Raw genomic sequence first — 26,603 nt, 5'->3', positions numbered from 1 at the left:
CCTACCCGCAGGTCGTGCGGACGACGCGCGGAGGAGTGACCGCCGTCCTCCTCGGGCACTGTCGGACGAACGCTCCCAGCAGCGAGGAGGACCCGTGCCCGACCTGCCGCCCACCGTCTTCGTGCTCTTCGGCGCGACCGGGGACCTCGCTCGCCGGATGGTGCTGCCCGCCTTCTTCCAGCTCGCCCAGGAGGGGCTGCTCCCGGAGGACTGGCGACTGGTCGGCAACGGGCGCGGCGACGTGTCGCACGAGGACTTCGCCGGCCGCGTGCGGGAGGCGCTCGAGGAGTTCGGGCCCTCGCCGGACGACGGGCCGTGGGAGGAGTTCGCCGGCCGGCTGCGGTTCGCCGGGGGCGGCTTCGAGGAGTCCGACCCCGGCAGCCTGCTCGACGTGCTCGGGGAGGCCCGCGACGAGCTGGACGGCGACCCGCAGCTGGTGCACTACCTCGCCGTCCCGCCGTCGGCGTTCGAGAAGCTGACCCGGGGCCTGCAGGAGCACGGGCTGGCCGAGGGCGCGCGCGTGGTCTACGAGAAGCCCTACGGCACGTCGCCGGAGACCTTCGCCGAGCTCGACGAGCTGGTGCACTCCGTCCTCGACGAGGACCAGGTCTTCCGGATCGACCACTTCCTGGGCAAGGAGGGCACCCAGGACCTGCACGTGCTGCGGTTCGCCAACGGGCTGTTCGAGTCGATGTGGAACCGGGAGCACGTCGTCCAGGTGCAGATCGACGTCCCGGAGGACCTCGACGTCGCCCAGCGCGCCGAGTTCTACGACGCCACGGGCGCGGCGCTGGACATGCTGGTCACCCACCTGTTCCAGCTCGCCGCCGAGGTGGCGATGGAGCCGCCGGCCAGCTTCGCCCCCGCCGACCTGGTGGACGCGCGGGAGGCGGTGCTCGCCTCCTTCCGCCCCCTGGACCCCGGCGACGACGTGGTGCTCGGACAGTTCGACGGCTACACCGACATCGACGGCGTGGCCGACGACTCCCGCACCGACACCTTCGTCGCGGCCCGGCTGTGGGTGGACACCGACCGGTGGCGCGGCGTCCCGTTCGTGCTGCGCACCGGGAAGCGGATGGCGGCCGGCGAGCAGCGGGTGAGCCTGCTCCTGCGCAAGCCGGAGGGGCCGGTCACCGGCGTCCCCGGGCACGGCAACGTGCTCTCGCTGTCGCTGTCCGGGTCCGGCGCGGTGGACCTGACGCTGGTGGCCAAGGAGCCCGGCCCGGACCTCGCGCTCGCCCGCGCGACGGCGACGCTCGAGCTCGCCGACGTCCCCGGCGGGACGCCGCTGCCGCCCTACGTCTCCCTGCTGCACGACGTCCTCACCGGTGACCGCTCCCTGTTCACCAGCAGCGCCGGCCTGGCCAGCGCGTGGCGGGCGTTCGCCCCGCTGCAGGAGCACCCGCCGCAGGTGCACCGGTACGCGCCCGGGTCGTGGGGTCCGGAGGAGGCCGGGGCGCTGGCCGAGCCGTGCGGGTGGCTCCTCGGCCCCACCGGGGGCTGACCTCCGCCCCCTCCTCCCGGCCTCGGTGCGGGTCAGGAGGGTGACGGGGACCCGCCGACGGCGGGTGCCACCGTGGTCGTACGACCTCCGTCGCCCCACGCATTGGGGGAACGCCTCCCCCCTCGTCGCGGCTCCCCGTGCACCGCTCCGTGCGACGACCGTCTGACCGACCCTCCGGTGTCGGAGGGAGCCAGGACGGCTCGGACTGCGGAGAGAGGCCATGACCAGGACACGACCGACCCACCACGGCGGTCGCGGGGGCGGGACTGCACATGCGGCTCCCTCCCCCTCGCGACTGTCACTGCACAGCACGCGCACCCGCCTCGCCACCGCCGGCCTGGTGGCCGCCACGGCCACCGGCGGCGTCATCGGTCTCGCGACCAGCGCCTCGGCCGGCACCCCGCCGACGGGACCGGGGAACATCGAGGTGTTCCCCTCCCGCGACATGGTGGCCATCGAGGGCTACACCGCCCAGGCGGGGCAGACCGCGACCCTGACGGTCACCCGTGGCGGCCAGACCGTCGGCACCGCCACGGGCGAGGTCGACGCGACCGGCTTCATGGAGTGGAACCACGAGGCGACCCCCAACGGCGACGGCACGTTCGCCGGGTGCTTCACCGACGTCACGCCGGACATCCAGCCGGGTGACGAGGTGTCGGTCCGCTTCAGCGGCTCGCCGCTGGTGGACGGCATGAGGGTGAGCTCGGCGGAGGTCACCGAGGTGACCGCCAGCGAGCCGGCCGAGGGCAACGTCAACACCGTCACGATCCGGGGGACCTACGGCTCGGACGTCGACCTCAACCGGTTCGCCGTCGAGGTCGTCAACCCGGAGATGCGGGAGGCCGGCAGCGCCATCGGCGAGCGGGCCATCAGCTGGGGCCCGAACGAGCCGCCCGCGGCCACGCAGGGCTACACCGTCGAAGGCACCGCGGCCAACGGCGAGTTCTCGGTGACGTTCGGGGGCCTCTCGCCGTCCGACCAGCAGCTGGTCTTCGACGGCGAGAAGGTCGCGCTGAGCTGGATGGCCGACGCCACGACGGTCGAGGCCCAGCTCGGCCTCACCCTGTCGGAGTTCGGGCTGGTCGGCGGCGGCGCCCCCGGCTGCGCGCCCGGACCGGCCGGCGCGGAGCCCCCCGCCGGCGAGTTCTCCGTCGTGTGGGCCAACCAGTCCGAGGCCACCATCACCTGGAACTCGGCCGCGCCCGTCGCGGGCGGCGAGGCGGTCGACGGCTACAGCGTCGAGGCCATCGACCAGACGGCCGACGCCAACGGCGCCCAGCGGACGGCGGGCTACCGGGTGGGCGCGGACGCCACCCAGGTCGTCCTCGGCGACCTCGACCCCGGCGCCCTGTACGACATCGAGGTCCGCTCGATCGTCAACGGTGAGATCGGCGCACCGTTCGCCCTCGCCGGCACCGCGGAGCCCACGCCGCCGGAGGGCACCGCGCTGCAGCTGACCTCGACGCCGGCCTTCAGCGGCGACACCGCGGTCATCGCGGAGGACCGGCAGCTGACCCTGTCGGCCAACGCCGGGACGATCTACTACACCGTCGACGGCAGCGCGGTCACCACCCAGCCGAACGGCAACGTCCCGTCGGCGACCGCGAAGATCTACACGGCGCCGGTCCCGATCACGGCCGAGAACACGCGGGTCAACGTCGCGGTCATCGACGCCACGGGTGCCGTCGCGCACGCCACGGGCGTCGTGTCACCGAAGCCCGCGGCCGCCGCTGTCGCCCCGGGCGGGCTGGCGATCACCAGCATCGCCGGCTCCGGGCCGAACAACGACGCCGGCCGGGTCAGCCTGGCCTGGAACCCGGTGCCCGACGCCACCGAGTACCGGGTCCGGGCGTTCCTGAGGACGGACGCGACGAACATCAACGCGCTGCAGGCCGAACGCGACGTGGTCGTCACCGGCACCACCGCGGACGTGAGCGGTCTGCCGAAGTCCGAGCCGGGGACGCGGTGGGTCTTCCGGGTCCAGTCGAAGACGGCGGCAGGGGCGCAGTTCTCGGCGCTGTCCAACCCCGGCGTGAACGTCGTCCTCCCCGGGGACAGCATCGGCCTGACCCTCGCCCAGTTCCGGACCGGCGACGAGTTCCGCATCAGCGGCTCGGGCACCGTGCCGGGCGCGACGGTCACCGTCCATCGCCCGAACACCGCGGGCACCGGTCCGGCCGCCACCCCGATCGCCGGGTACCCGTCGGGGACGGTGGGCGCGCTGGAGGCACCGGAGAACACCGGGCCGTGGCAGATCGTCCTCGACCCCGCCCCGGCGACCGCGCCGACCACCATCTGGATCAAGTCCAGCCTGGGTGGCGTCGCCGGTCCGTTCACCGTCGAGGTCCGGTGACCCCGGCCCGGCCGGGTCCGCACCCCCGCCAGGGGTGAGCCCGGCCGGGAGGCGCCACGACCGAACACCCACCCGAGGGCCCGTCACCATCCCGGTGGCGGGCCCTCGGCCTGTCCGTGTCCGGGGTGTGCCGACATGTCCGACGCACCAGGCAGTGGACGCGGTGGCCCGGGAACGCCGACAGGGGCGGCCCCGCGGAGTGCGGGACCGCCCCTGCCGGGCAGTGCTGGTGTTGCAGGCGGCCCCTCTGCAGGGTCCCGCGCCGAGCGTGCGAGGCGTGGGGGCAGAGGGGTCCTTCAGGGACTCAGAAGTCCATGCCACCCATGTCGCCGGCGCCCGGGGCGGCCGCGGCGGCCTTCTCCGGCTTGTCGGCGATGACGGCCTCGGTGGTGAGGAAGAGCGCCGCGATGGAGGCGGCGTTCTGCAGCGCCGAGCGGGTCACCTTGGCGGGGTCGATGATCCCGTTGGCGACGAGGTCCACGTACTCGCCGGTGGCGGCGTTGAGGCCGAAACCGGTGTCCGAGTTGCGCACCTTCTCCGCGACGACGCCGCCCTCGAGGCCGGCGTTGACGGCGATCTGCTTCAGCGGCGCCTCGAGCGCGACGCGCACGATGTTGGCACCGGTGGCCTCGTCACCGTCGAGCTCGAGCTTGTCGAACGCGACGGCGGTGGCCTGCGCCAGGGCGACGCCACCACCGGCGACGATGCCCTCCTCGACGGCGGCCTTGGCGTTGCGCACCGCGTCCTCGATGCGGTGCTTGCGCTCCTTGAGCTCGACCTCGGTCGCGGCGCCGGCCTTGATGACGGCGACGCCACCGGCCAGCTTGGCCAGGCGCTCCTGCAGCTTCTCGCGGTCGTAGTCGGAGTCCGACTTCTCGATCTCGGCGCGGATCTGGTTGACCCGGCCGGCGATCTGGTCGCTGTCACCGGCACCCTCGACGATCGTCGTCTCGTCCTTGGTGACGACGACCTTGCGGGCGCGGCCGAGCAGCTCGGTGCCGGCGGACTCGAGCTTGAGGCCGACCTCCTCGCTGATGACCTGACCGCCGGTGAGGATGGCGATGTCGGTCAGCATGGCCTTGCGGCGGTCGCCGAAGCCCGGGGCCTTGACGGCGAGGGACTTGAAGGTGCCGCGGATCTTGTTGACCACCAGGGTCGCCAGGGCCTCGCCCTCGACGTCCTCGGCGATGATCGCCAGCGGCTTGCCCGACTGCATGACCTTCTCCAGCAGCGGGAGCAGGTCCTTCACCGAGCTGATCTTGCTGTTGACGACGAGCACGTACGGGTCGTCGAGGACGGCCTCCATGCGCTCGGCGTCGGTGACGAAGTAGGGCGAGATGTAGCCCTTGTCGAAGCGCATGCCCTCGGTGAGCTCCAGCTCGAGGCCGAAGGTGTTGCTCTCCTCGACGGTGATGACGCCTTCCTTGCCGACCTTGTCCATCGCCTCGGCGATGAGCTCGCCGATGGCCGGGTCAGCGGCGGAGATCGACGCGGTGGCGGCGATCTGCTCCTTGGTCTCGACGTCCTTGGCGGTCGAGAGGAGGTACTCGGTGACCGACTCGACGGCCTTCTCGATGCCCTTCTTCAGGGCCATCGGGTTGGCGCCGGCGGCGACGTTGCGCAGACCCTCGCGGACGAGCGCCTGGGCGAGCACGGTGGCGGTGGTGGTCCCGTCACCGGCGACGTCGTCGGTCTTCTTCGCGACCTCCTTGACGAGCTCGGCGCCGATCTTCTCCCACGGGTCCTCGAGCTCGATCTCCTTGGCGATGCTCACACCATCGTTGGTGATGGTGGGGGCGCCCCACTTCTTCTCGAGGACGACGTTGCGGCCCTTCGGACCGAGGGTCACCTTGACGGCGTCGGCGAGGGTGTTCATGCCCCGCTCGAGGCCGCGGCGCGCCTCTTCCTCGAAGGCGATCATCTTGGCCATGTGGTGATGTCCTCCATGCATGGATCGCTGCACGGCCGGGTTCGGCGCCCGCGACGGACGACACCAGCGGTTCGCGGGCACTCCGTCGGCCCGCCCACCAGTGCCTCACCGTTCCGACCTGATTGGCACTCGGCACTGTCGAGTGCCAATCGAGAGTCTGGCACTCGACCCTGCCGAGTGCAAGAACGGGGTGTGACCGGCGACTGTTCCCGCCGGGGACCGTGTGCGCTGATCAGCGGCACCCGGGCCCGGACTGCCGACCAGCGCCCGACGTCGCCACAGCGGCCTGCACACACGACCGAGGCCCGGCCCCCTGACGGGGACCGGGCCTCGATGAGGACCTGCTGGCTCAGGCGACGCGAACGGAGTCCGCCTGCGGACCCTTCTCGCCCTGGACGACCTCGAAGGTGACCCGCTGGCCCTCGTCGAGGCTCTTGTAGCCGTCCATCTGGATGGCCGAGTAGTGGACGAAGACGTCCTGGCCGCCGTCGACGGCGATGAAGCCGAAGCCCTTCTCGGCGTTGAACCACTTCACGGTGCCCTGTGCCACGTGTGCTCCCACGTTCGTGCGTTGCGGACGACCCCCGCCTACAGGGGGCCGGGTCTCGTTCTTCCGCCCGTCGAACACGAACGTGGAACTGGAACCGCGGGAGAAGCTACAGCACGAAAGCCGTGGTGAGAGCAACCTCACGCACGCGTCTCCCCAGAACGGGGGACGCGTGCGCGGGAACGCCCCGAACCCTACCCGGTCACCCGATCAGGCCCGCCGCCCGCACCGACTTGAGCGAGGGCTCGACGCGGTGGGTCGGACCGACGACCGGCTCCAGCGGGTCGAGGGTCTTCAACCCCTCGCCGGTGTTGAGGACGACGGTCTCCTTGGCCGGGTCGAGCCGGCCGTCCTCGACCAGCTGGCGCAGCACCGCGATCGTCACGCCACCGGCGGTCTCGGCGAAGACACCCGTGGTGCGGGCGAGGTCGCGGATGCCGCGCACGATCTGCTCGTCGTCCACCCGGCCCACCGAGCCGCCGGTGCGCCGGATGGCGTCGAGGGCGTAGGGGCCGTCGGCGGGGTTGCCGATGTTGAGCGACTTGGCGATGCCCGTGGGCTTCACCGGCTTGACGACGTCCCAGCCCTGCTCGAACGCGGTGGCGATCGGGTCGCAGCCGGCCGACTGGGCGCCGAAGATCGTCCACTCGGTGGCCTCGACGATCCCCGCGGCGGTGAGCTCGCGGAAGGCCTTGTCCACCTTGGTCAGCAGCGAGCCCGACGCCATCGGGATGACCACCTGGGCCGGGATCCGCCAGCCGAGCTGCTCGGCGATCTCGTAGCCCATCGTCTTGGAGCCCTCGGCGTAGTAGGGCCGCACGTTCTGGTTGACGAACGCGGTGTCCTCGAACTCGTCGGTCTCGGCGAGCTCGCTGGTCAGCCGGTTGACGTCGTCGTAGGAGCCCTCGACGGCGACCAGCGTCTGCCCGTACACCGCCGACTGCACGACCTTGCCCGGCTCCAGGTCGGCCGGGATGAAGACGAACGAGGGCAGACCGACGCGGGCGGCGTGCGCGGCGACGGAGTTGGCCAGGTTGCCGGTCGAGGCGGCGGCGATCTTCTTGTAGCCGAGCCCCTTGGCGGCGGTGGCGGCGAGGCTGACCACCCGGTCCTTGAACGAGTGCGTCGGGTTGGCCGAGTCGTCCTTGACCCACAGCCCGCCGGTGAGCCCCAGCTCGGCGGCCAGCCGGTCGGCGCGGACCAGCGGGGTCAGACCCGGGTCCAGGGAGACGCGGTCGGCCGGGTCCTGGCCCACCGGCAGCAGCGCGACGTAGCGCCAGATGTTCTGCGGGCCGGCCTCGATCTGCTCCCGGGTGACGGCCTTGAGCAGGTCGTAGTCGTAGTCGACCTCGAGCGGGCCGAAGCACTCCGCGCAGGCGTGCTCGGCGATCAGGCCGAACGTGGCGCCGCAGTTGCGGCAGACCAGGCCCTTCGCCGGGCACGGGGGGATCGGGCCGCCCGCGCTGGCGTCGGCCTGCTGGGAACCGGGAGCGGTCAGGGTCATGCGACGACTACCTCCTCATCTTCCCCGCGGCGGGCCGTCGAGCCGCGCGGGACGGAATTGGCACCTCTCGCTGCGCGGACGCACAGGCGGCGGTTGCCGGGGCTTCGTCGGGCCGTGTCCCTCTGCCCCTCTGGATGAGTGGAACGCCTGAGACTGTACCCACGTGTCCTGGGCCGCACCGGCCCGGCCAGGATGGCGGCGTGGCAGCGCGCATCGTCTACACCGACCTCGACGGCACGATGGTCGGCCCGCGGGGGTCGTTCTGGCACACCGAGCGCCGCGACCTGACCGCCGACCCGGCGACCGCGCTGCTGGACCTGCACCGGTCCGGCGCCGCGCTGGTCCTGGTCAGCGGCCGCACGTTCGAGCAGGTCGTCGAGGCGGCCCGCATCTTCGCGGCGGACGGCGCGATCGCCGAGCTGGGCTCGGTGGTCAGCTGGGACGGCGGCCGCGGGGTGCACCGGCTGGACGGGGAGCTGCCGGCCGAGTACGCCGGCCGGACCCCGATGGAGGTGATGGCCGAGCTGGGCGTCGTCGAGGACCTGCTCGCGCGCCACCCCGGGCGGCTGGAGTGGCACGCGCCCTGGCACGCCACGCACCAGGCCGACGCGCTGCTGCGGGGCCGGGTCGACGCGCTGGCCGTCGACGCGTACCTGGCCGACGCCGGGCTGGGGTGGCTCACGCTCAAGGACAACGGCGCCATCCACACGACGTCACGCATGACGCTGGACCCCGAGGCGCTGCCGCCGCAGGTCTACCACCTGATGCCCCGCGGGATCTCCAAGGGCGCGGCGGTCGCCTGGGACCTCGAGCGCCGCGGCCTCACGCCCGACGACGCGGTGGCGATCGGCGACAGCGCCAGCGACCTGGAGATGGCGCCCGCGGTCGGCCGGCTGTGGATCACCGCGAACGGGGCCACCGTCGACGGCATGGCCGACCTGCTGGCCGCCGTCCCGAACGCGTCGGTCACCGACGCCGCGATGGGCGAGGGCTGGGCCCAGGCCGTCCGCGCCTCGCTCTAGCGGTCGAAGGCCCCGTCCTCCCCACCCCTCGCGAGCTCGGGGCGGTGCCCTGGACGGGGCCACCGGCTGGGCACTTACGAGGTCACATCACGTCTCGAGAAGTGGCGGAAGGCCAGCGCGGTGAAGACCGCCGCGTAGACCAGCGACTGGACGACGCCGCGGAACAGGTCCCCGGAGTCGATCGGGGTCTGCAGCAGGTCGGTCCAGGCGAACTCCTCGGCGGTCGGGAACCAGTCCCGGATCGACCCGAGCTGCTCGACCTGGTCGAGGATCGCGAAGACGAACATGGTGAACACCGCACCGCCGACGGCCGCCAGCGGCGCGTCGGTGACGGTGGAGAACCAGAACGCCAGGGTGCCGACGACGAGCAGGTGGACGGCCAGGTAAGCGACCATCCCGGCCAGCCGGAGCAGCCCCTCCCCCTGCGGCAGGCTGACCCCGATCGGCGTCTGGATCGGCTCGAACCCGAAGGCGATGCCGCCGGCGACGATCCCGGTGAGGACCAGCACGACCATCGCGCCGAGCGACAGCACCAGGGCGGCGTACCACTTCTGCCGGAGCAGCCGCATCCGCGGCACGGGGGTGGCCAGCGTGTAGCGCAGCGAGCCCCACTGCGCCTCGGCCGCGACGGTGTCGCCGAAGAACAGCGCGTAGACCACGACGAGGAAGAAGCTCGTCGTCGCGAACAGCACGAACAGCGTGAAGTTCAGCCCGCTGGAGGTCGCGACGTCGACCAGGTTGAGCCGGCCGTTCTCCGCGGCCTCCTCGCTCGCTCCCAGCTGCAGCGCGGCGATCAGGATCAGCGGCAGCGCCACCATGAGCGCGAAGACGCCGATGGTCCGCCGCCGCTTGAACTGCCGGCTCAGCTCGACCGACAGCCTCAGCGTCCGCTCGGGCCGGTAGCCGGCGACCGCCCCGGTCGGCTGGACGTGCGCTGTGTCCATCGCTCGACTCCGGTCTCGATCCGCTCCTCGGTCGCCGGCGCTCCCTGCGGTGCTCCCCCGGCCGTCGTGCTCGACGGTGCTCACGACTCCCCCACCAGTGCCAGGAACGCGTCCTCCAGCCGGCGGCGCGGGGTGAACGCGTCCACCTCGACGCCCGCCTCGACCAGCGCCTGGAGCGCCCGCGCGCGGGTCGTGCCGTCGAGCTCCGCGACCAGACCCTCGTCGGTGCGCTCCACCGACACCCCGGGCAGCGCCGCGAGGACGGCGGCCGCCCGGTCGGTGGCGGCGTCGTCAGCGAGGCCGACCTGCACGGCGCCGCCGGTGCCCACGATCTCCTCCACCGTGCCCTGGGCGATCTTCTGCCCCTTGGCCATGACGACGACGTGGCTGCAGGTCTGCTCGATCTCGCTGAGCAGGTGGCTGGAGACGATCACCGTGCGGCCGGTGGCGGCGTAGGAGCGCAGCACCTCGCGCATGGCGTGGATCTGCGGCGGGTCCAGCCCGTTGGTCGGCTCGTCGAGGACCAGCAGGTCGGGCAGGCCCAGCATCGCCTGGGCGATCGCGACCCGCTGCCGCATGCCCTGGCTGTACCGGCGGACCGGGCGGTCGATCGCCGCGCCGAGGCCGGCGACCTCGATCGCCTCGTCCATGTGCGCGTGCTCGGCCGGTCGACCCGTGGCCGCCCAGTACAGCCGCAGGTTGTCGCGGCCGGACAGGTGCGGCTGCAGCCCGGTGCCCTCGACGAAGGAGCCCAGCCGGGACAGCACCGGGGCGCCGGGGCGGATCTCGTGGCCGAACACCGTGATCCGCCCGTCGGTCGGCCGGATCAGGCCCATGAGCATCCGCAGGGACGTCGTCTTGCCGGCGCCGTTGGGGCCGAGCAGGCCGAGCACCTGGCCGCGGCGCACCTCGAAGGAGAGGTCCCGGACGGCGACGAAGCCGTCCTTGTAGGCCTTGGTGACTCCGGTGAACCGCAGCGGGACGTCCTCGCCGTCGGGCTCCACGGCCGACACCCGGCGGCGCCGGCGGCGGCCCCACAGGGCGGCGGCGCCCCAGCCGGCCAGACCCAGCGCCGCCAGCACGCCGAGCAGCACCCACCAGCGGGAGGTGGTGCCGGCGACCTCGGTGCGGCCGACGACCTCGGGGACGTCCAGCGCGGCGCCGTCCCCGCCGGCGAGGGCGACCGAGTACACCGCCGACTCCGCCGGCAGCGCGAACGCCTGGTCGGTCGAGGAGACGACGACGCGCAGGGTGTGGCCGGCCTCGAAGCGGTGCACGATGCCCGGCAGGGTCACCGAGACCTCGGTCGGTGCGGTGGGGTCGGCCGAGAGCCCGGTCAGGGCCAGGGGCGCCACCTGACCGGCGGGCAGGGTCATCGAACCGTTCGGCGCGACGTCGTAGAGCTTGGCGAACAGCGTCGCCGACCCGCTGGGCGAGGCGATGTCGAGGTCGACGGTGGACGCGCCCACCACCTCGACGGCGCTCTCGAGCGGCGCGCTGTCGAAGGCCGCGAACTGGCCGGGGATCTCCAGGGTGCCGCCGGACAGCGCCGCCGACAGCGCCCCGACCCCGGGGACGACGGTGATCGCCGCGGGCGTGCCGCCGGCCGGGGTGACGACCGGCTGCACCGACCCGCTGACCGGGATCGACCCCCGGGTCGCCGGGTCCCCCCCGGCCAGGCCGGGGTAGGCCGGGGCGACGACGGTCTGGTTGCCGCCCTGCACGCTGCCGACGCCGGCCCCCACGCCGCTGGGCACCGGGAACTCGAAGCCGGTGCCCGGGTCCTCGCCGCGGGCGGGGTCGCCGGGGTCGCGCAGGTACCAGTCGAACCAGCCGGCGACCTGCTCGCGCAGCCGCTCGGTGGTCCGCTCCGAGGCCTGGCTGTCGTGGCCGCCGGTGAACCAGACGACCTTCACCGGGGTGCCGTGGGCGGCGATGCCGCGGGCGTTGGCGTCGGCCTGGCCGAGGCCGAACAGGGAGTCCTGGGTGCCCTGGACGAGCAGGGTGGGGGCCTCGATGCGGTCCAGCACCGTGGCGGGGCTGCTGCGGTCGAGCACCGCGGCGATCTGCGGCGTCAGCGTGCCGGTGGCGGCGGCGGTCTGGTAGGCGGCGCAGATGTCGGCCCGGAAGCGGCCGCAGGTGAGGGCCTGCTGCACCTGGGCGGGGTCGACCGCGGCCGGGTCGATCGTCGGCCGTCCGCCGTCGGTGCCGCCCGCCGGGGTGGCGCCGTCCCCGCCGTCGCCGTCCTCCCCCGCACCGCCGAGCGCGTCGAGGAGCCCGCCGGTCGGCGCCGAGCCGACGCCGAAGAACAGCCCCGACCACAGCCGCTTGTAGACGCCACCGGGGCCCTGCGGGGTGGCCGCGACGGTGCCCGCGTCGTCCTGCCCGACCTGCGAGGGGAACAGCGCGGCCGACAGCGAGTTCCAGGTGATCTGCGGGGCGATCGCGTCGACGCGGTCGTCGTACCCGGCGGCCAGCAGCGACAGCGCCCCGCCGTAGGAGCCGCCGGCCACGCCGACCCGCGGGTCGCCCGCGCCGTCGAGCAGCACGTCGTCGCGCTCGGCGAGCCGGTCCAGCAGGGTGGAGAGGTCGGCGACCTCGAAGCGGGGGTCGTTCAGCCCGATCTCGCCCGTGCTGCTCCCGAACCCGCGCGCGGAGTACGTGAGGACGACGTAGCCGCGCTCGGCGAGGTCGCGGGCGTCGTCGACGACGGAGTCCTTGCTGCCGCCGAAGCCGTGGGCGAGGACGACGGCGGGCGCCGGGTCCTCGGCCGTCGCCGCGCCGGGCACGAACAGCGTGGTGTCCAGCTCGACGGCGTCGGCCCCGGACCCCGAGGGGACCATCGCCTCCTCGGTGGCGACGTCCTCGGCCGCGGCGGCCGGTGCAGCCGGGGCGGCGACCACGAGGACGCCCGACACGAGCGGGGTGAGCAGGGCGGCGAGCGTCGCGCTGGCGCCGGGGCGCGGGCGGGGACGCACGGGCCCGCGAACGGGACGCACGGAGCGGCCAACGGACGACCGTCCTCCGGTGTTCCGGGACGGCCGCGGGCCGGTGGGCACCCGCTGCCCGGTCAGGGCCGCCACTCGCCGGTCGTGACCACCACGAGCCCCGGGTCGTCGACGTCCGGGACGTCGAAGAAGCGCGTCGCCGGGCCGGTGATGTCCGGGAACTGCTCGATCAGCTGCAGCGCGGCCTGCCGCTGCTCCTCGTCGCCCTCGGTGACGTAGACGGTGGTGACGGCGACGTCCCCGCCCTGGTACTGGCCGACGCCCTGCGACTCCCACCCCTGCTCCCCCAGGGCATCGGCGACCTCCTTGGCCAGGCCGGTGACGCCGGTGGCGTTGAGCACGGTGACCGGGACCCGCACCGGCGCGCTGGGCGCCTCCTCCGCCGGCGGCAGCGGGTCGACCTCCAGCGGCGGCAGCACCGAGCTGGGCGCGGCGACGGGTGCGGACGACGGGGCGGCCGTGGTGGCCTGCGAGTCCGCAGCCTCCTGCGGATCGGACCCGGCGAAGGAGTAGACACCGAGCACCACCAGTGCGACCACGGCGACGGCGAGCAGCGCGGTCGCGGCCCGGCGCACGGGGGACGGACGCCGGGGCGCGTCGTCGTCCTCCAGGTACGGGACGGGCGAGACGCCGTTGCGGCGGGCCTCCTTGCGCCGCTCGGCCTCGGCGGCCTGGCGCTCGGCGCGGAACGCCGCGCGGCCGCCGACCACCCCCGTGGCGGTGCCGGTCTCCGGGCCGCGCACGGGCTCGGCGGCGTCGACCTCGTCGCGGTCGGGGTCGTCACCCGGGCGGTCGTCGAGGTCGCCGGTCCGGCCGCGGGCGGGGGTGCGGTCGGGGATCGCCTCGGTGGCCGGTGCCGGCGCTCGGCGGGAGCTGCCGGAGTCGCGGGACGGGGTGCGGTCCGGGATGGCCTCGGTCGCCGGCGGCGGGGCGTCCTTGGTGCGCGAGGGGCTGGTCCAGTCCCGGTAGCCGGGGGCGGCGTCGCCGCGGGCACGCTCGGCGCCCCGGGAGGGCTCGGCGTCGGCAGGGTGCCCGGTCGGCGCGGACGCCGGAGCGGCGGACCGGCGGTCGCGGCCGGCGCTCCGGCCGCGGGCCGGGTCCCGGTCAGCGTCCCGGCCGCGGCCGGGGTCCCGGTCGCGGGCCGGGTCCCGATCACGGCCGGCGTCCCGCTCCGGCCAGCCGGAGGGCGCGGCGGGCTGGTCGGTCCCGTGCTCGGGGGTGGGAACGGCCTGGAAGGGGGCGACCGTCGTCCGGGGGGTGGCCGGCGCCGCGGGTGCCGAGGCGGCGGGGGCCGAGGCGGCCGGCGGGACCGGCAGCCGCAGCCGGGTCTTCGGAGCCGGCTCCGCCGCGCGGGGCCGGGCGGGCGGGGTGGGCCGCGCAGGGGGCGCGGAGGCAGCCGGGGGGGCGGAGGCAGCGGGCGGCGTGGGCCGGGCGGGCGACGCCGGGGGCGCGGGCACGGACCGGGCCGGGCCGCCGGCCGGAGCCCCCGCGGGCGGTGCGGGCCGCGAGCCCCCTGCGGGCGGAGCCGACCGCGACGCGCCGGCCGGCGGAGTCGACCGCGACGAGCCTGCCGGCGTGGTCCGTGGGGCGGCCGGGTTACGCGGCGCCGCCGGAGCAGCCGGGGTCCGCGGCGCGGCGGGGGTCCCCGGCGCCGCTGGAGCGGCCGTGGTCCGCGGCGGGGCCGGGGCGGCCGGGCGGGTGGCACCGGGCGCACCGGCGCGCGGGCCGGCCGGCGGCAGCGGGCGGGGCGGCGCCGGACGGCGGCGCCCCGGGTCGTCCCCCGCGTCGAGCAACCCCTCCCGACGACGGTCGGCGCGGCTGCGGCCGGGCGTCGTCGGGTGATCGCTCAGGTCCTGATCGACCGGGGAACCCGGCACGTCGGTCCGGCGACGACCGTGCGGGACCGGGGTCCCCCGGTCCGATACGTCACTGCCTGACGCGGCGTGCCTGCCCACAGTGACCAAATCTAGACGGATTCGCCTCCGTTGCCCAGGACGTGAGACGAGCGCCGCGAGCCCCGCGCGGCCCGCAGCCGGCGCAGCCTCCGGACCAGCAGCGGATCCGCCTCCAGGGCGGCCGGACGGTCGAGGAGGGCGTTGAGCACCTGGTAGTAGCGGGTCGGCGCGAGGCCGAAGCGCTCGCGGATCGCCGTCTCCTTGGCCCCGGGGCGCCGCCACCACTGCCGCTCGAAGGTGAGCATCTCGTGCTCGCGGTGGGTGAGGGTGCCGAGCGGGGAGCCGGCGTCGGACGGGGCGGTCGTGTCGGGCGCGGGTGGCGGGAGTACCTCGCCCCCCGGCGGGGAGACCGCGGGAGCAGGTTCGGCAGACATCGACGGTCCTTCTCTACGTGGTGATGCCCCGACGGTAGTCCCGCCCACCGACATCTCCAGGGCTGCCGGCGGCCTCGTGCAGAGTCCCGCCGCGAACCTGCGAGTGGCGGGGGCCAGGGGGGCCTCCCTCAGACCGGCGCGGGCGCCTCGGCCGCCGTCCGCCGGCGTGCACCGGCGCGGGCCTGGCGCAGGCTGTCGACGGTGAAGACCGCCAGCGCGATCCACACGATGACGAAGCCGGCCAGCCGCGCGGGGGGCATCGGTTCGCGGTAGACGAAGACCCCGATGGCCAGCTGCATGAGCGGGGTGACGTACTGCAGCAGCCCGACCGTCGACAGCGGCACGCGGCGGGTCGCGGCGGCGAACAGCAGCAGCGGGATGGCCGTGGCGATGCCCGAGCTGACCAGCAGCAGCGAGTGGCCCACGCCCGCCGAACCGAAGGTCCCGTCCCCGCGCACCTGCAGCACGACCAGCAGCACCAGCGCCGGGACGGCGACCAGCGCCGTCTCCACGAAGAGGCCGGGCGCCGCCTCGACCCGCACCACCTTCTTCATCAGCCCGTACAGCCCGAAGGTGGCCGCCAGGGTGAGCGCGATCCACGGCGGACGGCCGTAGTCGACGGTCAGCACCGCCACCGCCCCCGCGGCGATGCCGACGGCGACCCACTGCAGCACCCGGAGGCGCTCGGCGAACACCACCACGCCGAGCAGCACGCTGACCAGCGGGTTGATGAAGTAACCCAGCGAGGTCTCGACGACGTGGCCGGAGTTGACGGCGAGGACGAAGACCAGCCAGTTGACGGCGATGAGCACCGCCGCGCCCAGGAGGACCAGCAGCGCGCGGCGATCGGCGAAGACCGCCCGCACCTGCCCCCAGCGGCGCACCGCGGTCAGCAGGACGGCCACGAAGAGCAGCGACCAGACCACCCGGTGCGCCACGATCTCGACCCCGCCCGCCGGCTCCAGCAGGGGGAAGTAGAGGGGGAACAGCCCCCAGAGACCGTAGGCAGCCAGCCCGGAGGCGACCCCCGCACGCCGCTCGTCCACCCGAGCACCGTACGCCGGGGGAGGCGCCCGTCCGGTCGCCGGATCCTGAGCCGTGCTCAGGACCTCAGACCGTCTGGATGTAGTCGACGAGCTTGGCGCGCTCCTCCTCCAGCTCGTCGAGGCGCGCCTTGACGACGTCACCGATCGAGACGATGCCGACGAGCGCGCCGCCCTCGACGACCGGCACGTGGCGCACCCGGTGGTCGGTCATCGTGCGCGCGAGTTCCTCGACCCCGGCCGAGGGCGGGCAGGTGTGCACGCGGGCGGTCATGACGCTGGACACCGGGTCGCCGAGCAGCCCGGCACCGCGCTCGTGCAGCGCGCGGACGACGTCCCGCTCGGACACGATGCCGTCGACGCTGCGGCCGTCGGCGGACACGACGAGGGCCCCGACCCCGTGCTCGGCGAGCAGCGCCAGGGCGTCCCGCACGCTGACCGAGGCCTCCACGGTGGCGACGTCCGAGCCCTTGCGGCGGAGCAGCTGCTTGATGTGCACGAGACCTCCCTGGGGACGACCGGCTCGGGAAGTGTGCGCCTGAGCACACCCCTCCGGCAACGTCCGGGAGGCCTACCGTCGAGGCGTGCAGAAGCCCTCCACCGCACGCCGGCCGACGCCGCTGCAGTGGCTGCGCTACGCCTACGGCGGCGGCCTGCCCGAGGAGCTCTCGCCGTGGGTGCTGGCCGACACCACCCGGCGCGGCTGGGTCCGCCGGCACCTCACCCGTGCCGTCGTCCAGATGCTGCCCCTGGTGGTGCTCTGCGTCGCCGTGGTCCCGGTGCCGCTGAGCTACCGCCTCTCGGCCGCCGCCGGGGGTCTGCTCCTCGGCCTGTTCTTCTCGGTGGCGTTCATGACCGAGACGACCGAGCACCGGGTGGCCAAGGCCGGCTACCGCGCCGGGACGGCGGCCCGGCTGCGCGAGCAGCGCGCGGAGCGGGAGCGGCTGGAGCGCCGCTCCCCCTACCGCCGCGACGGGGCCGGCAGCTTCGACTGAGCGAGGACCCCTGGGGGCGTCAGTCCTCGACGCGGAAGCCGATCGCCAGCCGGACCTGGAAGTAGGCCACGTCGCCGTCGAGGACCTGACCGCGGATCTCCTTGGTCTCGAACCACTCGATGTGCCGGACGGTCTCGGCGGCCTTGCGGACCGCCGTGCGGATCGCGTCGTCGACGCTCGTGCCGCTGCTGCCGACGATCTCGCTGAGCCGGTACACGTGGTCGCTCAAGACTGCCTCCTGGCCTCTGCCACGCCGTTGGCGCGGGCCGGCCGCCGACCGGCCGGGGGACCGAACGCTAGCGAGGTGGCGTGGTCTGCACCACGCGAGCGGCGGGCACCGGACGCGCGCTCTCCGGTCGCAGGACGCGCAGTGACTCGACGCGGCGCGGAACGGACGGTCACCGGGTGACCCACCGCGCTGGTCGGCCTGGCCTGCGCGAGACAGGATGCCCGGCAGACGCAGCCGGAGACCGGCTGACCGCGGAACAGGAGGAGCCCATGCCCGACGAGGTGCAGGACCGACAGGAGATCCGGCAGCTCGTCGAGAACTGGGCCGTGTGGCGTGATGCCGGCGACTGGGACCGCTTCGCGACCGTGTGGCACCCGCAGGACGGCTACATGACGGCGACGTGGTTCCAGGGCCCGGCAGCGGACTTCATCGCCATCAGCCGCAAGGGCTTCGAGGACGGCGTCAGCATCCTGCACTTCCTGGGCGGGCACACCGCCGACGTCCGGGGCGACCGGGCGATCGCGCAGACCAAGATGACGATCAACCAGCGCGCCGAGGTCGACGGCGTCGCGGTCGACGTGGTCTGCACCGGCCGCTTCTACGACTTCCTGAGCCGGTACGAGGGCCAGTGGAAGATCGTCCGCCGGCAGCCGATCTACGAGAAGGACCGGCTGGACGTCGTGGACCCCGCGGCGAGCCTGAGCCTGGACCCGGAGCTGCTCGGACGGTTCCCGACGGGCTACCGGCACCTGGGCTACCTGCAGACGAAGGCCGGCTTCACCGTCACCACCGGCCTCCCGGGCCTGACGGGTCCGGTCGTCGAGAACCTCTACGCCGAGGGCGCGGCCTGGCTCGCGGGCGCGCCCACCCCCGGCGTGCCGCTCTGAGCCCGCCACTCCCCGTCGGGGTCCGCCCGGATGCCGGCGACGTCGGTGGGCGGCCACCACGCGTTCGCCTCCCGAGCGGCACACTGTGGACAGGACGCGTGTGACTGCCGCCACACCGCCTGCCGTGCCGCGTCCCCGGACGGAGGAGCCCCCGTGCACCGACCACTCCGACGCCGCTGGGCGGCCCCGGTCCTGCTCGTCCTCACCTCCCCGGCGTTCGCCAGCACCCCCGCCGTCGCGGCCACCGACACCGACACCGCCGCACTCCGCGAGGCCGTGACCGTCGACGGGATCAGCGAGCACCTCGCGGCGCTGCAGGCGATCGCGGACGCCAACGGCGGCAACCGGGCCAGCGGCAGCCCCGGGTACGACGCGTCCGGCGCCTACGTCGCCGACCAACTGGAGGACGCCGGGTACGAGGTGACCCGGCAGGAGTTCACCTTCCCGTTCTTCCAGGAGACCGCGCCGGCCACGTTCCGGCGCACGGCGCCCAGCGAGCGGGAGTACACCGCCGAGGACTTCGCCGTGGCCACCTACTCGGCGTCGGGCTCGGTGAGCGCCCCCGTCCAGGCGGTCGCCGACAACGTCGTCCCGCCGACCGGCCCGGCGAACTCCTCGACCGCCGGGTGCGAACCCGAGGACTACACCGGCTTCGTGCCCGGCAACGTCGCCCTGGTGCAGCGGGGCACCTGCACGTTCGGCCAGAAGGCCGCCACGGCGGCGGCCGCGGGGGCCTCGGCACTGCTGATCTTCAACGAGGGCCAGGAGGGGCGGACCGAGGTCCTCAAGGGGACCCTGGGCACCCCGATGCCGGAGGACTCGGCCATCCCGGTGCTGGGCACCAGCTACGCCGTCGGTGAGGAGCTGACCGGCCTGCTGGCCATCGGCGAGGTGCGGGTGGAGCTCACCACCTCGACGCTGTCGGAGACCCGGACCACGTACAACGTCCTGGCCGACACCCCGGAGGGCAGCCGGGACCGCGTCGTCGTGGTCGGCGCCCACCTGGACTCGGTGGCCGCCGGACCGGGCATCAACGACAACGGCAGCGGCGCGGCGACGATCCTGGAGATCGCCGAGCAGCTCGACGAGCTCGACGTGCACCCGCACAACGCCGTCCGGTTCGCCTTCTGGGGCGCGGAGGAGGCGGGGCTGCTCGGCGCGCAGCACTACGTGTCCACCCTCAGCGGGGCCGAACGCGGCCGGATCGCCCTCAACCTCAACTTCGACATGCTGGGCAGCCCCAACCACGGCCGCTTCGTCTACGACGGAGACGGCTCGTCGATCCCGCCCGCCGGTCCTGCCGGCAGCGGGGCCGTCGAGCAGGTCTTCACCGACTACTTCACCGCGCAGGGCCTGACCTCCGAGCCCACCTCGTTCGACGGCCGGTCGGACTACGGCCCGTTCATCGCCCAGGGCATCCCGGCCGGGGGCCTGTTCTCCGGCGCGGAGGGCGTCAAGACCGAGGCGCAGGTGGCCCTCTACGGCGGCACGGCCGGGGTCGCCTACGACGCCTGCTACCACCAGGCGTGCGACGACTTCGGCAACGTCTCGGCGCAGGCGCTCGACGAGCTGGGGGACGCCGCGGCCCACGCCACGCTGGTCTTCGCCCTGGCCGAGTCGCTGCCGGGAGCGGCAGCCGCACCCTGACACCAGCAGGTGGCGGGCCGGACGCCGTCCGGCCCGCCCCCGGCCGGGAGCCGACGGGGGGACTCGAACCCCCAACCGCCCGATTACAAGTCGGGTGCGCTACCAGTTGCGCCACGCCGGCGGGACACCACGGGACCACGTCCCGGGACGAGTCTAGGGACAACGCGGAGGACGACCCCGCGGCGGCGCCGGGGACCTGGCCGCGCGCCTGGCGTGTCAGCCTCGGCACGGCCCGCGGGCCGTCACCTCCCCAGGGCGGCGCCGAGGCGGGTCACCGCCGCGACCTCGGCGTCGTGGATGCCGGCCAGGTGTCCGCTCATGTCGGCCAGCACCGCCGCGAGGCGCTCCTCGTCCAGCGGTGGCGCGTCGGCGTGCTCGGCCCGCAGCCGCCACAGCTCCTCGGCGGCCGCCGCCCGCTCGGCCGCGCCCACGTCGCCCCCGGCGACCGCTCCGGTGACCGTGGCGGTGAGGGTCCGCAGCCGGGCGATCTCCGGGACGTCGTCCGGCAGCGCCGTCTCGGCGAGGGCGTGCCAGCGGTCGGCGATCTCCCGCCACCGCGGCGCCTCGGCGGCCAGCCCCGGCTCGTCGAGCACGGCGGCGGCCTGCTCCAGCCCGTCGGCGAACAGCCCGCGCAGGTGCCCGCCGTCCATCCCGGCGGGCTCGACGCCCTCCCACACGCCGGCCAGCGCCCGCAGCAGTCCGCGCCGGTCGGCGAACACCGTCGGCCATCCCTTGGCGGCCCGGCGGTCGACCAGCAGCCGGGACCACTTCCGCCAGGCAGGCAGCGCGAAGGAGGTCGACGTCCCGCCCAGGTGGTCGACGCCGGCCTGCAGCCCGGCGCGCACCGCGGCGCGCAGTCGGTCGGCCGGCACGGCGGCGTCCGTGGTCCGGACGACGAGCATCGTGTTGCGGTAGCTGCCCACCCGGGCCCGCGCCCGGTCCAGGTCCGCGGCCGGCACGGTCAGCGGCGCCAGCGTGCGGTCGTCGACGTGCACCCGGTCCCCCGCGGCGGCGTAGGCCACGACCGGGTGGCCGCCACCGCCGTCGAGGAACGGCGGCAGGTTCCAGTAGCCGAGGTGGTAGCGGTCCGGCCAGACGATCGCCGGGTCGCCGGCGGCCAGTGTCGAGGCCAGCGCCCGGGCCGCGCCCGCAGCGCCGCCGGTGCGCGACCAGGCGACGTCCAGGCCCAGCCGGTCGACCGTCGTGGCCAGCCGCCGGTCGAAGTACTGCCAGGAGTTGGCGAACCCCAGGGTGACCACGCGGCCGTCGTCGTGGGCGAACTCCCAGAGGATGTAGCCGGCGCCCAGGCCGCCGCCGACGACGAACAGCAGCGGCTCGGTCAGCGGCCCGTCGGGGCCGGTGACCCCGCGGTGGGCGAGCACGTTGGCCAGGGCCGCGGTGTCCGGGTCGGTGCCACCGCGCAGGGCCCATCCGGCGTCGACGACGGGGCCGGTGTCGACGGCGCCGCCGACGACGTGGGCCCGGGCGACGGCGTAGCGCTCGCCGGTCCGGGCCATCCGCGCGCGCACGCGGGCCTTGAGCTGCTTGGCCGTGGTCATGGTCGGACTCTCCCGGCTGCACCCGCGGCGACGGCTCCACGCGCCGTGCGCCGCCGCAGCCGTGACATCCGATCGGGTGGGACGTCCGAGCCGTGCAGCGCCTCGAGGCTCTCGCAGTCCCCTTTGCCCCGCGTCGCCGGCCCGCGTGGAGGACCGGTCTGGGGTTGGGCGTGAGGCTCGCCCGGAGATCACGATAGCCCGGGCGGCGTCGGCTCGAGGCTCGAGCCGCCCGCGGGCCGCGGGTCAGGAGCCCGGTGCGAGCGCCACCGCGAGCCCCAGGAGCAGTACCAGGAGCAGCAGGCCCAGGAAGAGCGGCAGTGCCCGGCGTCCGGTCAGCCAGCGCTCGGCCGTCGTCGGGGGCGGCGCCTCCCGGGCCGGCCCCGGCGGGTCGGCCAGCCAGCGCCGGGCATCGGCCACCCGCGCCCACCACCAGCGCGTGTACCCGGCGGCCACGCCGACGACGAGGACCGCACCCACGGCGGCGAGCACCGGTCGGCGGTCCCACTGACCGGCGACGAGCAGGCCCAGCGGTCCCAGCAGCAAGCACCAGCCCGCCCAGCGCACCTTCACCAGGTAGCGCGCCTGTCCGTCGACCCGGGCCCGCAGCGCCGGTCCCGGGTCGGCGTGGGAACGCAGGGCCACCTGGACCCGGTACGCGGCCGAGCGCCTGGCCTGGGCTCGCGGGCCGGACTGGGCGGCAGCGGCCGACCCGGCCAGTGCCAGGACCGACCCGACCGCGACCCACGCGCTGCCGCCGGTCCAGAACCCGAACCCGCCGGTCAACAGGACGATGCCGGCGAGGAAGGCGACGAGGACCGGGGCCGCCAGCAGGTCCAGCCGGCGTTGCCCGCGCTCGGCCTCGGCCCAGTCGACGTCCCCGGTCGGCGTGGTCACGGGCGCCCCTGCGCGGAGGTGGGCCGGAGCGGGAGCGCGGACACGCGCCCACCGTAGGAAATGCCGGGCCGACCTGCAGTTCCACCGCCCGAGCACCGTCCGGACGGGGGAACGCGCCCCGGGGCTCGGGAGGGCCGGCGGCAGAGCCCTGCCCGGGGCGTCGAGGGGATCGCGGAACCCGCCCGCCGCGACCCGCGGGGAGGTGGGTTGGCTGCAGGCGGGCCAGGGCAACAGGGGGTCGAGCCGCGGCGCCGTCCTCGACGACCGCCGCGGCCGAGGGGCCCGCCGGTCGAGCAACCGGGCGGAGGGGCCCTCCGCAGCCGATCGGGGTGGCGACCACATGAACAGCCGCGTGGCTCACTCCCGGTCGCACGCGGGCAGCGAGCGCACGCCGCCACCGCCACCCGAGCCCCCCGACGTCCCCCTGACCGGCCACTCCACCCCGGCCGACGGCGAGCGCTGCCCGCACACGCACCCGCTGTGCGCGGACATGCGCTGCCAGCGGCCGCATCACGGTCCGGACGTCGTCTGCCACGCCGTCGGCCTCCAGCCCTACTGGTCGTCGTTCTGGGAGTCGCCCGGGACCTGACCGGCGTGGCCGCCCCGCCGCCCGCGAGGCCCCCGAGGAGGGTGTTGCGCCACCGGGGCGGCTGGGTCCAGCCTGCGTCTGGCGGTCGGTGCACCAGGACAGCCCCGTGCGGACAGCCGGACGTGCGGCGAGCCGGAGTGGCGCTGTGGGCAGGTGACGCGTGCCTGCGTTCGAGGTCGAGGACCCGACCGCTCTGCTGCGGCGGTACGAGCCGGTGGTGCGGCTGACCCGCGGTGAGCTGTTCCACCCCAGCTCGGTGACGGGCTACCTCGAGCGGGCCGCGCTGCTGCGCGGGTCCGGCGGATCCACCCGCGTCCTCGCCGACCCGGGGACGCTCACGCCCGACGCGCTGGCCGCGCTGGGTGCCCGGCACCGGGGCGAGCCGCTGTCCCTGCGCTACGTCCAGCAGCCGATGGGCCGCCGGGAGCACCGGCGCTGGCGGCGCAGCGGGACGTACCAGCCGCTGCGGACGTCGAGCGGCGCGGCGGCCACCGGGCTGCTGGCCCGGGTGGTCCCCGCGCTGATGCGGCTCTCGCTGCACCTGCGCGGCAAGGTGCCCGGTGGGTGGACCGCCGCCGCCCACGAGCAGACCCGGTCGGCCGCGGACGCCGACGCCTGCCACTACTACGGGCACCTCGTCCGCGACGGCGGGTACCTCGTCCTGCAGTACTGGTTCTTCTGGCCGATGAACGACTGGCGCTCGTCCTTCGGCGGGGTCAACGACCACGAGGCGGACTGGGAGCAGGTCAGCGTCGTCCTGGCCGAGGAGGGATCGTCCCTCACCCCGGCGTGGGTGCTGTTCGCCAGCCACGACGAGACCGGCGCGGACCTGCGGCGCCGCTGGGACGACCCCGACCTGGAACTCGTCGGGGACCACCCGGTCGTCTACGTCGGCGCCGGCTCGCACTCGGCGGCCTGCCTGCCCGGTGACTACCTCGTCGCGGTCGCCCCGGAGCTGCCCGCCTGGCTGGACCGGCTGCGCCGGCGGATCGCCCGGGTGCTGCCCTGGTGGGACCCGGACGCGGCCGGCATCGGCATCCCGTTCATCGACTCCCGCCGCGGCGACGGGCTGTCCATCGGCCCGGGGCAGGACCGGGAGTGGCACCGCGAGGTGATCGACGACGACACCGGCTGGGTGCGGGACTACCGCGGCCTGTGGGGCCTGGACACCGGCGACCCGTGGGGTGGCGAGCGCGCGCCGGCCGGGCCCCGCTACGAGCGCAGCGGCGCCGTGCGCCGGTCGTGGGCCGCACCGCTGGCCTGGGCCGACCTCGACGGCGAGCCGCCGACCCCCCGGGCGGCCGACGCGCTGTGGCAGGCCCGGCGCGGACAGCTGGGGGCCCGGCTCTCCGGCGTCCACGCGCGGTTGGACGCCGTTCGGGAGGAGCTGCGCAGCGCCACCGTCGCCGACCGCGCCGCCGGCCGGTCCGCGCAGCACCCGAGCCGGGTGCGGGCCGCGCTCCAGGACCAGGTCGCCGGGCTGCGGACCCAGCAGGCGCAGCTGGCGGCCGAGCTCGACGCCCACGACGGGAGCCCGGGCACCCCGCCTCCCGTGCCGCACCCCCACGACCACCTGCGCCACCGGGCCCTGCCGCTGGACCGGGACACCGGCGCGCGCCCGTGCGATGCTGGTGTGGGCGTCGGCGTCCAGCACGGTCCTGTTCGCGGCGCTGGGCCTGCTGCTGCTGATCGGGGACGTGGGGCTGCTGGTCCCGGCGGCGGCCATCGTCGTCACCGTGCTGCTGGTCGAGGCGACGCTGCGCGGGCACCTGGTGGGGCTGGTGGTCAACCTCGCCCTGGCCGCGGTCACCGTGGCCGCCGCCTGGACCGTCGTCCTGCTCCTGGTCGACAACCTCCGGCTCGGGGCCGGGGTCCTGCTGCTGCTCGCGGCCGCCTACATGGCCGGGCAGACGGTCAGCGACGCGCTCCACCGCCGGCCGGGACGCCGGGACTGACCTCCGGCGGGCAGCGGTCGGTCAGGCGGCCGGGTCGCCGTGCCGGAGGTAACCGGCCGGGTCGCTGCTCGCGAGGGGGCCGGCGGCCAGCCACCGGGCGAAACCGGCCGGGTCGCGTCGCTCGAGCTCGTCGAGGGCCTCCTGGCGGCGCAGGACCAGCGCCTGCCGCGTCGCGGGGTCCAGCGGGCCGTTCAGCGCCGTCGAGGTCCGGACCCACTCGCGGCCCAGCTCGCCGGTCGGCAGGTCGGCCACCGGCAGGACCGGCATCTCGGTCACCCGCGGCAGGCCGAGCACCGCGCCCGGCCCCGGGGTGGCGGTGCGGCGCGACCGCAGCGCCCACAGCCCCAGGGCGGTGGCCACGCCGCCCGCGGCCACCAGCAGCGTGAGCAGCGCACCGCCGATGGTCGCGGTGCCGGAGAGGACCAGGAGCACCGCGACCGTCGCCGCGGCGGTCCGCCAGGCGGCCTCCACCGCCAGCCGGCCGTTCCGGCCGCTGGACTCCCGCGCTATCCCCCACGCCAGACCGGCGGAGACCAGCCCGGCGATGCCGATCGCGACCAGGCCGCTGGGCGGCAGGGCCAGGCCGCCGACGACCGCGAACGCGGCGCCGCAGAGCAGTACGAGGCCGAGGAGGAGACGGGTGAGGGGGCCGCGGGTGGGCACGGGGCAGCCTCCAGGACTTGCCGGACTCGGGGTCGGGCCGCGGAGAGCGACCCGACCGCCCCCTACCCAGAACACCGGCGCTTGCACCCACCGTGTCGGTGCGTCTTCGCTCGGGAGCCGGCGGTGCCGCCGACCGCCGGTCCGGCCGGGCACGACCGGCCCGGCAGGATCGGCGCCCGTGGGTTCCTCCGTCGTCGAGCTCGGTCCGCGGCTGGCCGTGGTGCTGGTCCTCCTCGCCGCCGTCGCCGCGACCGTCGGCCGGCTGTCGGGACTGGGCCAGGACCGCCCGGTCGCCGTCGCGGCGCTGCGGGCCGCCGTCCAGCTGGGCGTGGTCTCCGCCGTCCTGCTGGTCGTGGTGCGCTCGCTGCTGCTGTCGGCGGCGTTCGTGGCGCTGATGGTCACCGTCGCGGCGGCCACCGCCGCCGGCCGGGCGACGGGGCTGCCGCTGCGGGCCCCGGGGGCGCTGCGCCGGGTGGGCACCGCCGCGCTGCCGGTGGTCGGCGGGGCGGGGCCGGTGGTGGCGCTGGTGCTGGCCGGCGGGGCCGTGCCGCTGCGCGGGGAGGCGGTCATCCCGGTCGCCGGGATCCTCGTCGGCGGCGCGATGACGGCCACCTCGCTGGCCGGCCGCCGCCTGCGGGAGGAGCTCACCGGGCGGCGCGGCCAGGTGGAGGCCGCGCTCGCCCTCGGGTTCCTGCGGCGGGACGCCGTCCTGGAGATCGGCCGCGCCGCCGCGGCCACCGCCCTGGTGCCGGGGCTGGACCAGACCCGCACCGTCGGGCTGGTGACCCTCCCCGGCGCGTTCGTCGGCGTGCTCCTCGGCGGCGGCAGCCCACTGGAGGCCGGCGCGGCGCAGCTGCTCGTGCTGATCGGCCTGCTGGCCACCCAGGTGGTCGCGGTGTGGGCGGTGACCGAGCTGGTGGCCCGGGGGCGGCTGCTCCCCGACGTCCCCCGCTGACGCGTCCAGGGACCTCACAGCCGACCGTCAGCCCCGCGGCAGCCGG

The 26,603-nt window shown here is 75.3% G+C and carries 22 protein-coding genes, 1 tRNA gene and 1 riboswitch; of the genes, 9 read left to right on the top strand and 14 right to left on the bottom strand.

Translation table 11 applies throughout. The annotated features are described in order from the left end of the window. The first annotated feature begins 94 nt into the window (after nt 1-94). Both ACI79D_RS04255 and ACI79D_RS04250 read left to right on the top strand, forming a co-directional pair. A complete protein-coding gene (locus ACI79D_RS04255) occupies nt 95-1,504 on the top strand; it encodes a glucose-6-phosphate dehydrogenase (RefSeq protein ID WP_456917067.1) in 1,410 nt (469 codons plus the stop codon). Nucleotides 1,505-1,844: 340 nt separating this feature from the next. Continuing rightward, nucleotides 1,845-3,857, top strand: a complete 2,013-nt coding sequence (locus ACI79D_RS04250; protein ID WP_456917066.1) for a fibronectin type III domain-containing protein — start codon at nt 1,845-1,847, stop codon at nt 3,855-3,857. A 304-nt stretch (nt 3,858-4,161) separates the two neighbouring features. On the opposite strand, the gene groL is transcribed toward ACI79D_RS04250, so the two are convergent. The 3 genes from groL to thrC form a co-directional block, all read right to left on the bottom strand. Continuing rightward, the gene (groL, locus tag ACI79D_RS04245) at nt 4,162-5,787 is read right to left on the bottom strand and encodes a chaperonin GroEL (RefSeq protein ID WP_456917065.1); all 1,626 of its coding nucleotides are present in this window, start codon (nt 5,785-5,787) and stop codon (nt 4,162-4,164) included. A 349-nt stretch (nt 5,788-6,136) separates the two neighbouring features. Then, nucleotides 6,137-6,337 (bottom strand): cold-shock protein, encoded by a 201-nt coding sequence (locus ACI79D_RS04240; RefSeq protein WP_387988035.1) that lies wholly within the window; start codon nt 6,335-6,337, stop codon nt 6,137-6,139. Between the two features lie 199 nt (nt 6,338-6,536). Further along, a complete protein-coding gene (gene thrC / locus ACI79D_RS04235; RefSeq protein WP_456917064.1) occupies nt 6,537-7,838 on the bottom strand; it encodes a threonine synthase in 1,302 nt (433 codons plus the stop codon). Between the two features lie 12 nt (nt 7,839-7,850). Further along, nucleotides 7,851-7,979: riboswitch (SAM riboswitch) on the bottom strand. A gap of 59 nt (nt 7,980-8,038) precedes the next feature. Here thrC and ACI79D_RS04230 point away from each other — a divergent pair. Further along, entirely contained in the window at nt 8,039-8,860 is an 822-nt protein-coding gene (locus ACI79D_RS04230) for an HAD hydrolase family protein (RefSeq protein ID WP_456917063.1), read from the top strand. A 74-nt stretch (nt 8,861-8,934) separates the two neighbouring features. Here ACI79D_RS04230 and ACI79D_RS04225 read toward each other — a convergent pair whose 3' ends face one another. From ACI79D_RS04225 to ACI79D_RS04200, 6 genes are all read right to left on the bottom strand, one after another. Continuing rightward, on the bottom strand, nt 8,935-9,804 hold the full coding sequence (locus ACI79D_RS04225) for an ABC transporter permease (RefSeq protein ID WP_456917062.1): 870 nt from the start codon (nt 9,802-9,804) through the stop codon (nt 8,935-8,937). Between the two features lie 80 nt (nt 9,805-9,884). Beyond that, nucleotides 9,885-12,782 (bottom strand): alpha/beta fold hydrolase, encoded by a 2,898-nt coding sequence (locus ACI79D_RS04220; protein WP_456917061.1) that lies wholly within the window; start codon nt 12,780-12,782, stop codon nt 9,885-9,887. A gap of 92 nt (nt 12,783-12,874) precedes the next feature. Next, nucleotides 12,875-14,269, bottom strand: a complete 1,395-nt coding sequence (locus tag ACI79D_RS04215; RefSeq protein WP_456917060.1) for a LytR C-terminal domain-containing protein — start codon at nt 14,267-14,269, stop codon at nt 12,875-12,877. Nucleotides 14,270-14,778: 509 nt separating this feature from the next. Next, the gene (locus ACI79D_RS04210) at nt 14,779-15,141 is read right to left on the bottom strand and encodes a DUF3263 domain-containing protein (protein ID WP_456917059.1); all 363 of its coding nucleotides are present in this window, start codon (nt 15,139-15,141) and stop codon (nt 14,779-14,781) included. A 128-nt stretch (nt 15,142-15,269) separates the two neighbouring features. After that, nucleotides 15,270-16,187, bottom strand: coding sequence for an EamA family transporter RarD (rarD, locus tag ACI79D_RS04205; protein ID WP_456917058.1), 918 nt, complete (start codon nt 16,185-16,187; stop codon nt 15,270-15,272). A gap of 64 nt (nt 16,188-16,251) precedes the next feature. Then, nucleotides 16,252-16,683 carry a CBS domain-containing protein gene (locus tag ACI79D_RS04200; protein ID WP_456917057.1) on the bottom strand — a complete coding sequence of 144 codons (432 nt, stop codon included), beginning with the start codon at nt 16,681-16,683 and terminating at the stop codon, nt 16,252-16,254. Nucleotides 16,684-16,768: 85 nt separating this feature from the next. Here ACI79D_RS04200 and ACI79D_RS04195 point away from each other — a divergent pair, with 85 nt between their 5' ends. After that, entirely contained in the window at nt 16,769-17,179 is a 411-nt protein-coding gene (locus ACI79D_RS04195; protein ID WP_456917056.1) for a DUF5313 family protein, read from the top strand. Nucleotides 17,180-17,198: 19 nt separating this feature from the next. On the opposite strand, the gene ACI79D_RS04190 is transcribed toward ACI79D_RS04195, so the two are convergent. Further along, complete coding sequence (locus ACI79D_RS04190) at nt 17,199-17,408, bottom strand: dodecin (RefSeq protein WP_456917055.1); 210 nt, start codon at nt 17,406-17,408, stop codon at nt 17,199-17,201. 269 nt (nt 17,409-17,677) lie between these two features. On the opposite strand from ACI79D_RS04190, the gene ACI79D_RS04185 reads away from it, so the two are divergent. Both ACI79D_RS04185 and ACI79D_RS04180 read left to right on the top strand, forming a co-directional pair. After that, on the top strand, nt 17,678-18,295 hold the full coding sequence (locus ACI79D_RS04185) for a nuclear transport factor 2 family protein (RefSeq protein ID WP_456917054.1): 618 nt from the start codon (nt 17,678-17,680) through the stop codon (nt 18,293-18,295). A gap of 153 nt (nt 18,296-18,448) precedes the next feature. Continuing rightward, a complete protein-coding gene (locus tag ACI79D_RS04180) occupies nt 18,449-19,942 on the top strand; it encodes a M20/M25/M40 family metallo-hydrolase (RefSeq protein WP_456917053.1) in 1,494 nt (497 codons plus the stop codon). A gap of 48 nt (nt 19,943-19,990) precedes the next feature. On the opposite strand, the gene ACI79D_RS04175 is transcribed toward ACI79D_RS04180, so the two are convergent. From ACI79D_RS04175 to ACI79D_RS04165, 3 genes are all read right to left on the bottom strand, one after another. Then, a tRNA-Thr gene (locus tag ACI79D_RS04175) sits at nt 19,991-20,063 on the bottom strand. A 121-nt stretch (nt 20,064-20,184) separates the two neighbouring features. Then, nucleotides 20,185-21,501, bottom strand: coding sequence for a BtrH N-terminal domain-containing protein (locus tag ACI79D_RS04170; RefSeq protein ID WP_456917052.1), 1,317 nt, complete (start codon nt 21,499-21,501; stop codon nt 20,185-20,187). A gap of 243 nt (nt 21,502-21,744) precedes the next feature. Continuing rightward, a complete protein-coding gene (locus ACI79D_RS04165) occupies nt 21,745-22,395 on the bottom strand; it encodes a hypothetical protein (RefSeq protein WP_456917051.1) in 651 nt (216 codons plus the stop codon). Between the two features lie 352 nt (nt 22,396-22,747). On the opposite strand from ACI79D_RS04165, the gene ACI79D_RS04160 reads away from it, so the two are divergent. Beyond that, the gene (locus ACI79D_RS04160; protein WP_456917050.1) at nt 22,748-22,984 is read left to right on the top strand and encodes a hypothetical protein; all 237 of its coding nucleotides are present in this window, start codon (nt 22,748-22,750) and stop codon (nt 22,982-22,984) included. 1,625 nt (nt 22,985-24,609) lie between these two features. Continuing rightward, nucleotides 24,610-24,939: a hypothetical protein gene (locus ACI79D_RS04155; RefSeq protein WP_456917049.1), complete on the top strand. Its 330-nt coding sequence runs from the start codon at nt 24,610-24,612 to the stop codon at nt 24,937-24,939. Nucleotides 24,940-24,960: 21 nt separating this feature from the next. Here ACI79D_RS04155 and ACI79D_RS04150 read toward each other — a convergent pair whose 3' ends face one another. Further along, nucleotides 24,961-25,602, bottom strand: a complete 642-nt coding sequence (locus ACI79D_RS04150; RefSeq protein WP_456917048.1) for a hypothetical protein — start codon at nt 25,600-25,602, stop codon at nt 24,961-24,963. Nucleotides 25,603-25,780: 178 nt separating this feature from the next. Here ACI79D_RS04150 and ACI79D_RS04145 point away from each other — a divergent pair, with 178 nt between their 5' ends. Next, complete coding sequence (locus ACI79D_RS04145; protein ID WP_456917047.1) at nt 25,781-26,557, top strand: ABC transporter permease; 777 nt, start codon at nt 25,781-25,783, stop codon at nt 26,555-26,557. Nucleotides 26,558-26,603 lie beyond the last annotated feature (46 nt).

Source organism: Geodermatophilus sp. SYSU D00708 (genome assembly GCF_054050115.1).
This window is presented reverse-complemented; position numbering and strand designations above follow the sequence as displayed.